Annotated in this window: 15 protein-coding genes; 12 read left to right on the top strand and 3 right to left on the bottom strand. The window is 67.7% G+C overall.

Annotated features, from left to right (window positions below):
- Positions 1-50: 50 nt before the first annotated feature.
- The gene (locus KHP16_RS12420; RefSeq protein WP_211960281.1) at positions 51-956 is read left to right on the top strand and encodes a LysR family transcriptional regulator; all 906 of its coding nucleotides are present in this window, start codon (positions 51-53) and stop codon (positions 954-956) included.
- A gap of 28 nt (positions 957-984) precedes the next feature.
- Here the strand turns inward: KHP16_RS12420 and KHP16_RS12415 are convergent, their stop codons facing one another.
- On the bottom strand, positions 985-2,442 hold the full coding sequence (locus KHP16_RS12415) for a PepSY-associated TM helix domain-containing protein (protein ID WP_211960280.1): 1,458 nt from the start codon (positions 2,440-2,442) through the stop codon (positions 985-987).
- A 365-nt stretch (positions 2,443-2,807) separates the two neighbouring features.
- Here KHP16_RS12415 and KHP16_RS12410 point away from each other — a divergent pair, with 365 nt between their 5' ends.
- Genes KHP16_RS12410 through KHP16_RS12380 form a run of 7 tightly spaced genes read left to right on the top strand, consistent with a single transcriptional unit; the run spans position 2,808 to position 9,404 of the window.
- Entirely contained in the window at positions 2,808-4,190 is a 1,383-nt protein-coding gene (locus KHP16_RS12410) for an LLM class flavin-dependent oxidoreductase (protein WP_211960279.1), read from the top strand.
- Between the two features lie 42 nt (positions 4,191-4,232).
- A complete protein-coding gene (locus KHP16_RS12405; protein ID WP_109583069.1) occupies positions 4,233-4,778 on the top strand; it encodes a carboxymuconolactone decarboxylase family protein in 546 nt (181 codons plus the stop codon).
- A 19-nt stretch (positions 4,779-4,797) separates the two neighbouring features.
- The gene (locus KHP16_RS12400) at positions 4,798-6,042 is read left to right on the top strand and encodes an ABC transporter substrate-binding protein (protein WP_109583070.1); all 1,245 of its coding nucleotides are present in this window, start codon (positions 4,798-4,800) and stop codon (positions 6,040-6,042) included.
- Between the two features lie 11 nt (positions 6,043-6,053).
- Positions 6,054-6,869: an ABC transporter ATP-binding protein gene (locus KHP16_RS12395; protein ID WP_208648227.1), complete on the top strand. Its 816-nt coding sequence runs from the start codon at positions 6,054-6,056 to the stop codon at positions 6,867-6,869.
- Complete coding sequence (locus KHP16_RS12390; RefSeq protein WP_109583072.1) at positions 6,866-7,600, top strand: ABC transporter ATP-binding protein; 735 nt, start codon at positions 6,866-6,868, stop codon at positions 7,598-7,600. The genes KHP16_RS12395 and KHP16_RS12390 overlap by 4 nt, the downstream gene beginning before the upstream one ends.
- Positions 7,597-8,466: a branched-chain amino acid ABC transporter permease gene (locus KHP16_RS12385; RefSeq protein ID WP_211960278.1), complete on the top strand. Its 870-nt coding sequence runs from the start codon at positions 7,597-7,599 to the stop codon at positions 8,464-8,466. Before KHP16_RS12390 ends, KHP16_RS12385 begins: the two co-directional genes overlap by 4 nt.
- A complete protein-coding gene (locus KHP16_RS12380; protein ID WP_109583074.1) occupies positions 8,463-9,404 on the top strand; it encodes a branched-chain amino acid ABC transporter permease in 942 nt (313 codons plus the stop codon). The genes KHP16_RS12385 and KHP16_RS12380 overlap by 4 nt, the downstream gene beginning before the upstream one ends.
- 180 nt (positions 9,405-9,584) lie before the next feature.
- Here KHP16_RS12380 and KHP16_RS12375 read toward each other — a convergent pair whose 3' ends face one another.
- Positions 9,585-9,968: a hypothetical protein gene (locus KHP16_RS12375; RefSeq protein WP_109583075.1), complete on the bottom strand. Its 384-nt coding sequence runs from the start codon at positions 9,966-9,968 to the stop codon at positions 9,585-9,587.
- Between the two features lie 258 nt (positions 9,969-10,226).
- Between KHP16_RS12375 and KHP16_RS12370 the strand changes: the two genes are divergently transcribed.
- On the top strand, positions 10,227-10,499 hold the full coding sequence (locus KHP16_RS12370; protein ID WP_146208430.1) for a hypothetical protein: 273 nt from the start codon (positions 10,227-10,229) through the stop codon (positions 10,497-10,499).
- 94 nt (positions 10,500-10,593) lie between these two features.
- Here the strand turns inward: KHP16_RS12370 and KHP16_RS12365 are convergent, their stop codons facing one another.
- Positions 10,594-10,938: a DUF4148 domain-containing protein gene (locus KHP16_RS12365; RefSeq protein WP_109583077.1), complete on the bottom strand. Its 345-nt coding sequence runs from the start codon at positions 10,936-10,938 to the stop codon at positions 10,594-10,596.
- A gap of 286 nt (positions 10,939-11,224) precedes the next feature.
- Here KHP16_RS12365 and KHP16_RS12360 point away from each other — a divergent pair, with 286 nt between their 5' ends.
- Genes KHP16_RS12360 through KHP16_RS12350 form a run of 3 tightly spaced genes read left to right on the top strand, consistent with a single transcriptional unit; the run spans position 11,225 to position 13,745 of the window.
- Positions 11,225-12,319 carry an acyl-CoA dehydrogenase family protein gene (locus tag KHP16_RS12360; protein ID WP_211960277.1) on the top strand — a complete coding sequence of 365 codons (1,095 nt, stop codon included), beginning with the start codon at positions 11,225-11,227 and terminating at the stop codon, positions 12,317-12,319.
- The gene (locus KHP16_RS12355) at positions 12,316-13,035 is read left to right on the top strand and encodes an SAM-dependent methyltransferase (RefSeq protein WP_167468419.1); all 720 of its coding nucleotides are present in this window, start codon (positions 12,316-12,318) and stop codon (positions 13,033-13,035) included. The genes KHP16_RS12360 and KHP16_RS12355 overlap by 4 nt, the downstream gene beginning before the upstream one ends.
- Positions 13,032-13,745, top strand: a complete 714-nt coding sequence (locus KHP16_RS12350; RefSeq protein WP_179593755.1) for a glycosyltransferase family 2 protein — start codon at positions 13,032-13,034, stop codon at positions 13,743-13,745. Before KHP16_RS12355 ends, KHP16_RS12350 begins: the two co-directional genes overlap by 4 nt.
- The last annotated feature ends 38 nt before the right edge of the window (positions 13,746-13,783 follow it).

Below are 13,783 nucleotides of genomic sequence, written 5' to 3'. Positions count from 1 at the left end.
GCGTACAATCCGCGATATCTGATATCGATATTTCGCATGGGTTAGCGCCGATGAACCTCAAGCAACTGGAAACCGTGGCGCTCGTCGCCGAACTGGGCTCCCTGTCCCGTGCGGCGCGGGCGCTGGGGATCGCGCAGTCGCTGGTCAGCCGCGCGATCGCGCAGATCGAGAGCGAATGGGGGGACCGGCTGTTCGAGCGCACCGGGCGCGGCGTCGTGCTGTCCGAGTTCGGACAGCGGATCGTGCCGCACGTGCGGCTGCTGCTCGATCAGTCGGCGCGATTGCAGGACGAGGTCAAGGATGCGGCGGGGATTCCCGTGGGCCTGGTGAAGATCGGCGTGCTGCCTTCGATGGCGCCTCGGCTCGTGCCCGCGCTGTTCGAGGGACTGCGCGCGCAGGCGCCGGGGGTGCGGCTGCATGTGGCCGAAGGATTCAGCGGGCAGCTCGACGAGGCGCTGGAGTCAGGGCATATCGACCTCGCCCTGATCAACCGGTACGGGCCCGGGCCGCGGCAGGACGAGGATGTGCTGGCGCGGGTGCCGACCTACCTGATCTGCACGCCCGCGCATCCGTTCGCGCGGCTGACGCAGTTGCCGTTCCGCAAGCTCGATGGCATCCCGCTGGTGTTGCCGCCATCGCCCAATGGGTTCCGGTCGATACTGGACCAGCATGCGCGGCGGCTCGGCATCGCGCTCGACGTGGCGCTCGAGGTGGAGTCGCTGAGCACCATGCGCGAGGTGGCGCTATCGGGCTGCGCGCTGACGATCCTCCCGCGGCTTGCGGTGGCGCAGGACATGGAGGCAGGACGCCTCGCGGCCGTGGAAATCGTCGACCCACGCATGCCACGGGACATCGCCATGGGCGTCACGCGCCACCACCCCCTGTCGCGCGCGGCGCGGCTCGTGCTGTCACGTCTGCACGACCTTGTGCCAAGGGTGGCGAGCGGGGAGCTCTGACCTGGGAAGGTTGGCGCGCCCGGTTTGACTACGCGGCGACTCTGCGGGCCTGCCGCAGCATGACGCCCCGGTCGAGCAGCCAGACGGCCAGCATCGTCGCCCCCATCATCGGGAAGACGGCCCCGAGGATGCCGAGGCCCACCACCCATGCGCGCATCGGCGGCACCGACGCGGGATATCCCGGCGCGGCCAGCGCGCGGGCGGGCCGGCGCTTCCACCACATCACGAACCCGCTGATGGCCAGGCCCATCAGGCCGAGCGAGATCGCGGCGCACACGATCTGGTTGGCCACGCCGAAATAGCGGCCCATATGCAGCGACGTGCCATACGACACCGCGCGCGCGACGGGGCCGTAGTCCCCATAGGCAATATCGCGCACGATGCGGCCGTCGTGCGGGTCGATATGCAGCGTACGCTCGGCCCTGGGGTCGGCCGGGAAGCACGACACGGTATAAACTGCGCCCGGCTTCGTCGGCAACGCTACCTGACATCCGTTGCCCGTGCCAGCACCCTCTTCGCCCGCACCCTCTTCGCCCGCACCCTCTTCGCCCGCACCCACTTCACCCGCACCCTTTTTACCGGCAATCCGCACGACCTCATCGAGCGTGAGCATCGCGGGCTTGCCGCTGGCCTCCGGCACTCGCGTGAGGCCCGTGGCCCACGGGACCTCGGACAGCGGCAGGGATTCCATCGTGTGGCCCGCGTGCGGATCGTGACTGGAAAGCGCCTGACTGGCATGCGCGTGACTGGCAGGCGCGCCGGGAGCCGGCGTGGCCTGAGCGGGCGCATGCTCCTCATGTCCACCCCCAGCCGCCGGCCGGCCAAGATTGGCCTTCGTCGCCAGCGCCTTGAACTGCTGCCCCCATGACGCCGTCCACGGCAATCCGGACAACACGAAGCCGAGGGCACCGATAGCGAGCCACACGCCCAGCACGCTATGCAGTTCCTTCCACCACCCCCGCTTGCCCGCGGCGGGCGCCATCGCAAACGCCCGGCCGCCGGCCACCCGCAGCCGTGGCCACCACATCGCAAGACCCGTCGCGAGCATCACCAGCACCCAGCAACCGGCCAGCTCCATGAGCAACTCACCCGGCTTCCCGACGAGCAAAGCGCGATGCAGCATCCGCACCTGCTTCATGAATCGGTCTTCGACGCTCAACGTGCCGAGCCGGTCTCCGGTATAGGGATTCAGGTACACACTCTCGCTCCGCCCCGGCGCGAGGCGAAAGACGAATTCCGCACTGGCCCGCGGGTCCGCATTGATGGCATACGTCGTGGCCACCGCCCCCGCCGGCGCGCTGGCACGTGCGCCATCGAGCAACGTCTGCGCCGGCAACCGCTCGCCACCGGGCTCGACGCGCAGCAAGTGGGGATACAGCAGCGGTTCGATCTGCGGCTGAAAACAGTAGATCGTGCCCGTCACGGCCAGCACGACAAGAAACGGCATGACAAACAGGCCGGCATAGAAATGCCAGCGCCACAGCATGCGATATGCGGAAGACGAAGCGGAAGACGCCGAAGCGGAGGATGCCGAACCAGCGGCGGAAGAGTGGCGCGACAAGATACGAAAGCGTGCAGACGAATAATGCGTGGATGCGGGAGAACCAGCCTCTAGCCACCAAGCATACTCAGTTTCAGGTCAGATTTCGCCGTGCCCGAATGTCGCACCCGGCTCATGCGCCAGCAAGTCGCCGTGAGCCGCCGTGAAGCTCCGTGAGCCGCCGTGAGCCGCCCAGTCGCGGCGTCGATCGCATAACCGCATGCGAAAACCATCGTTCCGCTTTGGTGCGTGGCCCCGGACAATGGTTCGCTTTCGCCGAGCTTCAGCGGCCTCTTGCCTCGTTTTCCCGCATGTCACGCCAGATTCGCCTCAATGCCTTCACGATGAACTGCGTGGTCCATCTCGCCCCCGGGCAGTGGACCGCGGAGAGCGACCGGTCTACCGGCTATCTCGATACGGGCCATTGGGTCGAGCTGGCGAAGCTGCTCGAGCGGGGCCGTTTCGACAGTTTGTTTCTCGGCGACATCACCGGGATCTATGACGTCGCCGGAGGATCGGCGGAGATGGCGTTGCGCACGGCCGCGCAGGTCCCGATGAACGACCCCGCGCCGCTGATTCCGCTGATGGCGCATGCCACCGAGCATCTCGGGTTCGGCGTGACGCTGTCCGTGTCCTACGAACACCCCTATCCGCTCGCCCGCCGCCTGACCACGCTCGATCATCTGAGCAAGGGTCGCGTCGCATGGAACATCGTCACGTCGTACCTCGACAGCGGCGCGCGCAGCCTCGGTCTCGACGCGCTTGTCGAGCACGATGCGCGCTACGACCGGGCGGACGAGTTTCTCGACGTCTGTTATGCACTGTGGGAAGGCGGATGGGAGGATGGCGCCGTGGTGCGCGATCGCGAAGCGGGCGTCTATGGCGATCCCGCGCGTATTCACCGCGTGCGGCACGACGGAGAACACTTCCGTACCGATGGCGTCTTCCAGTGCGAGCCGTCGCCGCAGCGCACGCCGCTGCTGTTCCAGGCGGGCGGTTCCGATCGCGGCACGCGCTTTGCCGCGCGCCATGCCGAATGCATCTTCGTGGGCGCGCCGACGCCCGCGGGCCTGCGGCGCACCGTGGACCGGCTGCGCGATGCCCTGCGCCAGGCGGGCCGCGATCCGGCATCGGTGCGCATCTTCGCGATGTTCACGGTAATCGTCGATGAAACCGAGGCGCTCGCGAAGGCGCGGCACGACGCCTACCGCGCGCGCGTGAGCTACGACGGCGCGCTTGCGCTGCTCTCCGGCTGGACGGGCATCGACCTGAGCCGTTACGCGCCGGACGATACGCTGGCGTACGTCGATACCAATGCCGGCCAGTCCGCGCTGGCGTCGTTCAGCAAGCTCGACCCCAGCCGCACGTGGACCGTGCGCGATGCCGTGGAGTTTGTCGGGATCGGCGGGCGCGGTGGCGTCGCCGTGGGCGACCCCCGGCAGGTGGCGGACACGCTCGAGGCGTGGATGGACGAGACCGGCGTCGATGGCTTCAACCTTGCATCGGTCGAGATGCCTCGTACGTTCGAGGATATCGTCGCCCACCTCGTGCCCGAACTCCAGCGCCGCGGCGTCTACAAGACCGAATATGCGGATGGCACGCTGCGGGAGAAGCTCACCGGCACCGATGCGCAACCGGCTTCCGCCACGTTGCAGGCGCCGCATGTTGGCGCGGCGTTCCGGCGTCACACCTAGTCGCCGCCTTCCGACCCTAACCCCAGTATCCCCGGAGTTCCCATGCCCCGCGTTTCCGAGTTGTCCCCCGACACGTTCGATAGCGCCCGCCGCGCCCTGTTCGATGCGTTCACGGGCAATGGCCATCATTTTGCCGACCAGTTCTCGGTGCTCGCGCACGTCGGGCCCGCGGTCGATCATCTGCCGCAGATGCTGCTGGAGCTCAAGGCCCGCAGCGCGGTGCCCTATCGCTTTATCGAGATCGCGATCGTCGTCGTCTCGCTGCTCAACGACTGCGAGTACTGCGTGAGCAACCACGCACCGCGCCTCGCCGTGGAAGGCGTGAGCGAGGAAGGCGCGCGCCGGCTGCTCGATTATGCCGATCATCCCGAGCTTTCCGAGGTGGACAAGCTCGTCGTCGAGTACGCCATCGCGGTCACGCAGCAACCGCAGCGCATCCGCGACAACGTGTTCGAACGGCTGCGTGCCCATTTCTCGGAAGCGCAGATCGTCGAGCTGACGCTCCGCATCGCGCTGTGCGGATTCTTCAACCGTTTCAACCAGGCCCTGCAGATCGGCGAAGACGCCACTGCCGTCCATCCCCTCTAAGCATTCCGAAAGACCGTTCATGTCCCGTCTTCCCTCGGCCCAGCGCCGGGCCCTGCTGCGCGCGCTCGGCGCCGGCACGGCCGCCGCCTCCCTGTCCCAGTTCTCGTCCCTCGCGCTTGCGCAGGACGCCGGCCCGATCCGCATCGGCATTCTTGCGCCGCTGAGCGGCGGCGGCGGTGCCTATGGCGCCGGCATGGTCAACGCCGCGCGCAAGGCCGCGGCGTACATCAACACGCAGGCAGGCGGCGTCCTGGGCGGCCGCAAGATCGAGATCCTCGTCGAGGACGACGAAAGCAATCCGACCGCCGGCGTGGCCGCCGCGCGCAAGTTGCTGGACGTCTCGAAGGTGAGCGCCATCGTCGGCGTGTGGAGCAGCGCCGTGGCCATGGCCGTCAAGCCGCTGACCATCGAGCGCGGCATCCCGCTTCTCGTGACGGGCTCCGGCGACGAGGTCACGCAGGGCGACAACAAGGGCCTCGTCTGGCGCTTTCAGGCACGCGGCAGCGATTGGGGCGCGGTCTTCGCGCATGCCGCGCTGAAGGACGGCGCGCGCAAGGCTTCGCTGCTCGTGTTGCAGACGCCGTTCACGCTCAGCATGGTCGATCCGTTCGTCAACGCGTTCAGGAAGGGCGGCGGCGAAGTGCTCGACACCGTGTTCTACAACCCGAACCAGCCGTCGTACCGCGCCGAGGTGGAGAAGGTTTTCGGCCGCAAGCCCGATGCCGTGTTCATCCCGAGCTATCTGCCCGACCTCTCCGCGATCGCCCGGGAAGTCTATCGCGGCGGCTTCAGCGATACGCGCATTTACGCCAACTCGTCGTCGGCCGATGCGGAAGGCGCCTTCATCAAGAACGTCGGCAAACAGGTGGCCGAAGGCATCCACCATATCCAGTCGATCCCACCCGCGACCTCCACGGCTTACCGCACGTTCGCGAAGGAAGCGGAGATCGCGCCGGGCACGCTCGCCATCTTCCCGTCCAACGTATGGGACGAGATCTCGGTGCTCGCACTCGCCATCGAGCGCGCGGGCAGCGCGGATCCGAAGGTGTTCGCCAAGGCGATTCCCACCGTGGTGAACGGGCCGGGCACGGCGGTGGAGAACCCCGTCGATGGCCTCAAGGCCCTGCGCGCGAAGCAGCAGATCGCCTACAGCGGCGCGGGCTCGCAGTTCCGCTTTACGCCCACGGGCGACCAGCTCAATCGCGAGTACGGTCACTTCGTGATCCGCAACGGCGCGAACCAGCTCGTCGAAACGCTGCGGTGAGCGCGATAGCAGTGAACGCCAATCCAGCGCCGCTTGCCGATGGACTCCGCTGCGAGGACGTGCGCGTGGCGTTCGGCGGCCTCGTCGCGCTCGATGGCGTCTCGCTCGCGCTCGCGCCAGGCCGCATCACCGGCATCATCGGTCCCAACGGCGCGGGCAAGTCCACGCTGTTCAGCGTGCTCGCGGGCACGCTGCGGCCCGACAGCGGACGCGTGCGCCTGGGCGCCGACGATATTACGTCGCTGTCCGTACACCGCCGCGCGCGCCGCGGCGTGGCCCGCACGTTCCAGCTCGCGCGTGAGCTCGACAGCCTCACCGTGCTGGAGAACCTGCTGCTCGCGACGCCCGATCACCCGGGCGAGCGCCTGTGGCCGCTCGTCTTCGCGCGCGGCCGCGTGCGGCGCGCCGAGCGCGATGCGACGGACCGCGCCATGGGTCTGCTCGAACGCGCGCGCCTGCAGCGGCTTGCCAATTCTCCGGCGGGCGCCCTGTCCGGCGGACAGAAGAAGCTGCTCGAACTGTGCCGCGCGCTGATGGCGGATCCCGATATCGTGCTGCTCGACGAACCCGCCGCGGGTGTGAATCCCGTGCTGGTCGAATCGCTGGGCCACTTCATTCTCGATCTGCGCGACGAGGGCAAGACGTTCGCGCTCGTGGAACACAATATGGATCTGATCGCGGCGCTGAGCGACCACGTCGTCGTGCTCGCGCAAGGTGCGACGCTCGCGGAGGGATCGTTCGCGGCGGTGACCGGCGATGCGCGCGTTCGCGCGGCTTATCTTGGCGCGGAATTTGGGGACACCGAGTCCGGAGACGTCGCCGCATGACCGCGCCGCTTATTCTTCACGATGTCACCGCGGGCTACCATGGCAAGGCGATCGTCCATGGCGTTTCGCTCGACATTCCCGCCGGCGGCGCGCTGACCGTCATCGGCCCGAATGGCTCCGGCAAGTCGACGCTGCTGAAAAGCGTCGTCGGCCTCGTGCCGCTGATGTCCGGCCGCCAGCAGCTCGGCGGCCGCGAAATCGGCGCGCTCGATGCGCCGGCCCGCACGCGACTCGGCCTCGCCTACGTGCCGCAGGAACGCAACGTGTTCCCAAACCTCAGCGTGGCCGACAACCTGCGGCTCGGCTGGGAAGCGCTGCATGGCCGCGGCGACCGCGCGAAGGCAACACAGCGGCGCGATGCGGTGCTGGAACTGTTTCCTGAAATCGCCGATCGCCTCGCCACGCCCGCCGGCCTGCTCAGCGGCGGCCAGCGGCAGATGGCCGCGATGGCTGCCGCGCTGATGCAGAACCCCTCGCTGCTGGTGCTCGATGAACCGTCCGCCGGCCTGTCGCCCCGCAATGCCTCCCTGCTGTTCGATCGCATCGCCGATATCCGCAAGACGGGCATCACGCTGCTGATGATCGAGCAGAACGTCCGGCTCGGCCTGCGCGTGGCCGACCATGGCGTCGTGCTCGTCAACGGCGAAATCCGCCTGCGCGCGAGCGCACCCCATCTGCTGCACGAAGCCGACCTGCCGGCCTTGTTCTTTGGCCACGCCCTGCCCACATGACCGATACGCTTCAGATCCTGTTCAACGGCGTGGTGTCCGGCCTGCTCGTCGCCCTGCCCGCGCTTGCGCTCGCCCTCACCTTCAGCGTGCTGCGCTTTGCCAACTTCGCGATCGGCGCGATGCTGACGGCCGGCGCCTATGCGATCTACGCCTTCAATGCCGGCCTCGGCTGGCCGCTGTGGGCCTCGGCGCTCGCTGGTATCGTGCTCGGCGGCATCGTGGCGGTACTCGTCGACCGCGTGGTATTCCGGCCGCTGCGGGACCGCTCGCCGGTGACGCTGCTCGTCGCCAGCATGGGCGTGGCGTTCGTGCTCGAGAACCTCGTGCGGTTCATCGCCGGCAACGCGCCGGTAGGTTATGCGGTGGATCCCGCGCGGCCACTGCGGCTGGCGGGCCTGCGCGTCAATCACGAACAACTGCTGATCGTCGCGATCGGCGCCGCAAGCCTGGCGCTGGTGTGGGGCGTGTTCCGCTTCACCGCGCTGGGCCGGGCCATGCGCGCGGTGGCCGACAATGCCCCGCTCGCCGCCGCGCGCGGCATCGTGGCGGATCGCGTGATCGGCGCCACATGGTTCATCGCGGGCGCGCTGGCCACCACGGCCGGCATGCTGATCGGTCTCGATGCCACCCTCGACCCGCAGATGGGCTGGAACTACGTGATCCAGGTCTTCGCGGCGGCGATCCTCGGCGGCATCTCCCATCCAATGGCCGCTGTGGCTGGCGCGCTCGTACTGGGCGTCAGCGCTGAACTGTCGACCCTCGTCATCGCGCCGCACTATCGCCCGCTCGTCGCCTTCGCCGTGCTGACCCTTCTGCTGCTGATCCGCCCCTGGGGCATCTTCGGCACCGCCCGCCTCGCCAAATGACCAGCTATCTGTTCTCACTCCTCGTGCTGGTGTCGATCGCCGGCATCGCCGCCCTCTCGCTGAACCTCCAGTGGGGCCTGACCGGCATGGTCAACTTCGGTTTGTTCGGCTTCTACATGCTCGCGGCGTACGTTTACGCGCAGGTGGCCGCCAGCGGGGCATCGCCCTGGCTGGCGCTGGGCGCCGCCCTCGCGCTGACCGGCGTGGCGGGTGCGCTCACGAGCCTGATCTCGCTGCGGCTTGCCGATGACTATCTGGCCATCGTCACACTGGGCTTCGCGGAATGCCTTCGACTCGTGGCGATCCACGAGGAATGGCTCACGCGCGGCAGCCTTGGCATTGCCGATATCGCCCGGCCCGTGACTGGCGATGGCGCGTTTCTCGCGCTATGCCTTGCCGCGCTACTGTTGAGCTTTGGGTTGCTCGAGACGATCGCGCGCTCGCCGCTGGGACGCGCGGCGCGCGCGCTGCGCGACGACCCGCTCGTGGCGGCGACGGCCGGCAAGGACGTATTGTGGTTGCGCGTGAAACTGTTTGGCATCGGCGCGGCCGTCACGGGCGTCGCGGGCGCGCTGCATGCGAGCTACTACCAGTACATCGACCCGACGCAGTTCGGGCCGATCCTCACCGCCTACGCGTTCATGGGCGTGATCATCGGCGGCCGCGGCAGCAATCGCGGCGTGATCCTCAGTGCGTTCACCGTGATCCTGCTGCTTGAGGGCACGCGCTTCCTCAACGACCATGTCGGCTGGCTCGCGCCGGCGCAGCTCGCCGCGCTGCGGCTGATGCTGATCGGTGTGGGGCTGATTCTCGCGCTGATTTATCGGCCGCAGGGCCTCGTGCCCGAATATCGGCGCGAAGTGGGGCTGCCCGACGTGCGCCTGCCCGATGGCACGGCCGCCGCCGACGCCGCGCGGCCTGGCGAGCTCGCGCGCTAGGCGGCGCGCGAAGCACGTCCTCTGCCCTGCGGGCCAACTGCGGGCCAACTGCGGGTCAACTGTCGGCCACCTGCCGGCTACATTAGCGGACGTCCGCGCGGCTTGGCGGTTAATTGAAAATTCTCGGACGTGAGCGTGCGCCCCTGCGCGCCGTCTTAGCGCGCCGGCCTGGCGCGCCGCTTAACGCGCGGTCCCCGGCTTGCAGTCCTCGATGCGCCCGATCACCCGGCCCGTGCTCATCAGCGGATGCCATTCATCCGCGCTACGCACCTCGACGTTGGTACCGGCGCGCGCCTGCTGCAGGCTCACCACGTGGAAGTACTTCGACTCCGCCTGGCCGCCATCCGCGATGCGGATGTCCACTCTGCCCGGTTCCGGATAGGCGATCACCGTCGCGTCTTCCCTCAGCCAGCCCTTCAGGCACAACACGAGGTCGCTCACGCTCGCTCTGGACTGGATCACTTTGGGATCGCGCGCTTCGATGGCCGATGGGCCGTGACTGGCGCAAGCCACCAGCAAAGGGCTGGCGAGCGTGGCGATGAAGAATGCCCGGATGCCGTTCATGAAGTCTCCCTGGGATGAGGGCGACATGATATGACATCGCGCGCAGGGGTTTCGATTGCATACCGTGCGCGGCGTGTATCGCAATGTAAATGGCGTGCACGGCGACGACATTTTCATACAACGGGATACGTTGCGCGAAATACCGCCGATACAGGTTGGCAGTCAAATGGGATCAAACGAAAGCGATCGCATCACGCATGGAATAGATGGCGCATCGCGGACGTCCTACTGGACACCAACCGAATGAAGGAACCCATCATGAAACGCCTTGCTCTCTCCACGCTCGCCGCCACGCTGTTCTTCTCCGCCTTTGCCGCGACGGCGCAGGCGAACACGACCGCCAATGCCGCGCAAAACACGTCGCGCGCGTATATCGACGCGGATCTGGATGCCTATGTGAAGTCCGGCCTCTCCGCGCTCAATCGCGGCGATGGCTCGCCGTTCGTATTTGGCACGGAGTATCAGCGCCGTCAGGCGCTGTATCGGAAGCTCCGCGCCGAAAACTTCGCGAAGCTCCAGCAGCAACAGTAAGTATTACGTCTTCTGCTTCCCTGGCGGGGAAGCCTTCGCGCCGCGCGCGGCACGGGGTGTGCGCGCGCGGCGTGGAAGGATGACCGCATCGATATCAGGCCCCGTCGGTGTAGACGCTACGCGCATCGTCGATCCGATAGTGCTGATGGCCCGTGTTGGCGGCGACCAGCGTGAAGCCCGAACGTTGCGGCTGCACCGACGCCTGGCCCAGCGAAGCGACCTGCTGTGCGGCGACCTTTGCTTCGGCGCGCTGGATGTCGACCGGATAGTTGCCGTCCTGTCCCGGGCCGATGTGATAGCCGGCCTTTTCCACACGGATCAGATCTGCGCGGACTTCGGCGCGCGTCAGCGGACCGTTTTGATCCACCGTCTGGGCGAACGAGATGGCGGGGACAGCCAGGGTGCAGGCGATGAGCAGTGTGCGTGCAAGGGTTTTCATGATAGGTACCTCTCTCAAAGTGTTTTTGGTGGCCTTCGCTTCGAAGGTGCATTCATCGTGCGATGAACTTGTACGTAGTATTGGCGCCAGGCACTGTCCCGAGACTGACCGATTCATTACAAAATCGTCACTAACCGGTGTCGGCCGTTTTTGCGCCGCGCGCCGCTGAAAGTGGGATTCCGCTGACACGCGCGCGCGGCGCGCCGCTGCTGCCTGCGGCGTCGCAAGGCTCCTAAGCTCAACTTGATGCCTAAGGCCAAGGCGAGCCAGCCCAGTCGATACCGAAATGGATACCCGCGCGGACTCACCCTCTCCTCCTCTCTCCCTGCGCGCGCTGATCGAACGCTACGTGCCCGGTGCCGATGCGCCGCTGCCCGGATCGGGGCGCACGCTTCAACGCTGGCAACTGCTCGGCCGTGTCGCGCATGCGCATGGCGCGGTGGCGGTCAAGCTCTTCGAGTCGCACCTCGATGCGCTGGCCATCCTCGCGGAGCTTGCCGCGGCGCAGCCCGCAGTCTCCACGCGCTGGGCGGTATGGGCCGCCGAGCCGCCGTTCGCAACGGTGGAAGCAGAGGATGGCGAGGACATCGACGATGAGGTCGTGGATGCGTTGCGGCGCGATGCCGGACTGGCTGCCACCCGAACGGACGAGCCCGATGCCCTCGGTGACCGTGCCCGCGTTGCCACGCAGGCGACGCCCGTCCGGCTCTCCGGCCGCAAGGCATGGTGCTCGGGCGCGCGCGAGGTCACGCATGCGTTGATGACGTGCCGCGATACCGGCGGCGCGCGGCGCCTCGCCATCGTGCCAATCGAACGATCCCCCGGCATCGAGATCACCGACGAAGGCTGGACCGCCGTCGGCATGGCGCGGACGCAGAGCGGCGATGTCCTGTTCCACGACGCCCCCGCCCTCCTGCTCGGCGACGCCGACGCGTACCTGCATCGCCCGGGCTTCTGGCAGGGCGGCGCAGGTATCGCCGCATGCTGGTACGGCGCGGTGCTGCCATTCGCGGACGCATTGCGCGCGTCGCTCAATCGTCGCGCGGATCCTCATGCAGCCGCGCATCTCGGCAGCATCGACGGGCAGCTGCGCGCGGCGGCGGCGCTCTTGCGCGAGACCGCCGCATGGATCGATGCGCATCCCACCGGCGATGCGATGGCCCACGCGCTCCGTGCGCGCACGGTGGTGGAAGCCGCCGTTGCACACACCATGCACCACGCGGGGAATGCACTGGGCGCAGGGCCCCTGTGCCGCGACGCACGGCTCGCGGCGCTCCATGCCGACCTGCCCGTCTTCGTGCGGCAGAGCCACGCCGAGCGGGACCTCGCCGCACTCGGTTCTCAGCTAGCTGCCGATCGCATAACGGAGTGGGCACTGTGAACGCATCCAAACCGCACACCCCGCCGGACGTCGCGCAGCGGGCGGACAAGGCTACCGACAGCGCCACCGACAGGGACACCAACAGGGGCACCAACAGCGCCGCTGAGGCGGCCAGGCCGAAAGCGCCCAAAAACACCGAGTTCGAGGCGATCTTCGCGCTGCCCGACCCCTGGGGCTTCGAATCGCTCTGGTACGAAGCCCGCAAGCGCCATCTACTGCTCGCCGCCTTGCCCCACCGACGCTACGGGCAGGTATTCGAACCCGCTTGCGCGAACGGTCTGCTGACCGCGGCACTCGCCGAACGCGCGGACCATGTGCTCGCGATGGACATCGTGCCCCAGGCCATCGCGCTGGCGACGGAACGACTGGCCGCGCATCGCAACATCACGCTGCAGGTCGGCGCGCTGCCGCGAGACTGGCCCGCGCGGACATTCGACCTCATCGTGCTGAGCGAATTCGGTTACTACCTGTCCGCCGCGCAATGGCGGGACGTTGCGGCGCGCGCCGCCGAATCCGTCAGCGACGATGGCGTGATCGTGGCCTGCCACTGGGCCCGCAATTTTGAAGGCCGCACGCTGTCCACGCGTGCCCTGCATCGATGCATCGGCCGCCAGCCCCGGCTGCATCGCCATGCGCATCACCTCGAACCCGATTTTCAGCTCGACGTCTGGTCCCCCAATCCGCGTCCGCTCCGCAGCCGCGAGGAGGCCCAATGATTGGCGTCGTTGTCCCCATCCATAACGAAGAAGCGGATCTGGAAGCGTGCCTGCACGCTTTGCGAGAGGCTTCGTTGCATCCCGCGCTGAACGGCGAACCCGTGACCATCGTCACCGTGCTCGATGCCTGCGGCGACGGCTCGGCACAGATCGTCGAACGGCACATGGGCCCGTGGCTTGCCTGCCTGACCATCGACGCACGCAATGTCGGCGTGGCCCGCCACACCGGCGCCGAATACCTGATCGCGGCCGGCGCCCGCTGGCTCGCGTTTACCGACGCGGATAGCCGCGTCGCGCCGGACTGGCTCGTCTCTCAGCTCGCCGAGCGCGCCGATGCCGTCTGCGGACTCGTTACGGTGGATGACTGGAGCCACCATCCATCGTCGGTGGCAAGACGGTTTACCGCGCATTATCAGCGCCGCCGCGATCACCGCCATATTCACGGCGCGAACTTCGGGCTCACCGCCGAAGCCTACGCCAGGGCCGGCGGCTTCCCCGCCATCGCCACGAGCGAGGACGTCGCGCTCGTCGAACGCCTGCAGGCGATCGACGCCCATATCGCATGGAGCGCCGCACCCGAGGTGGTGACGAGCAGCCGCGCGACGGGACGTTGCCGTGGGGGCTTTGCCGATTTTCTGTGCCGATTGCGGGACGAGGCTGTGGAGTCTGTGCCCGTTGTGGGCGGGCTGATCGATCGGCCCGACATCTAGGCCAACACTGGTAGGCCAACACTGGTAGGCCAACGCCG

This window comes from Cupriavidus plantarum (genome assembly GCF_905397285.1).
GTDB lineage: Bacteria > Pseudomonadota > Gammaproteobacteria > Burkholderiales > Burkholderiaceae > Cupriavidus > Cupriavidus plantarum.
This window is presented reverse-complemented; position numbering and strand designations above follow the sequence as displayed.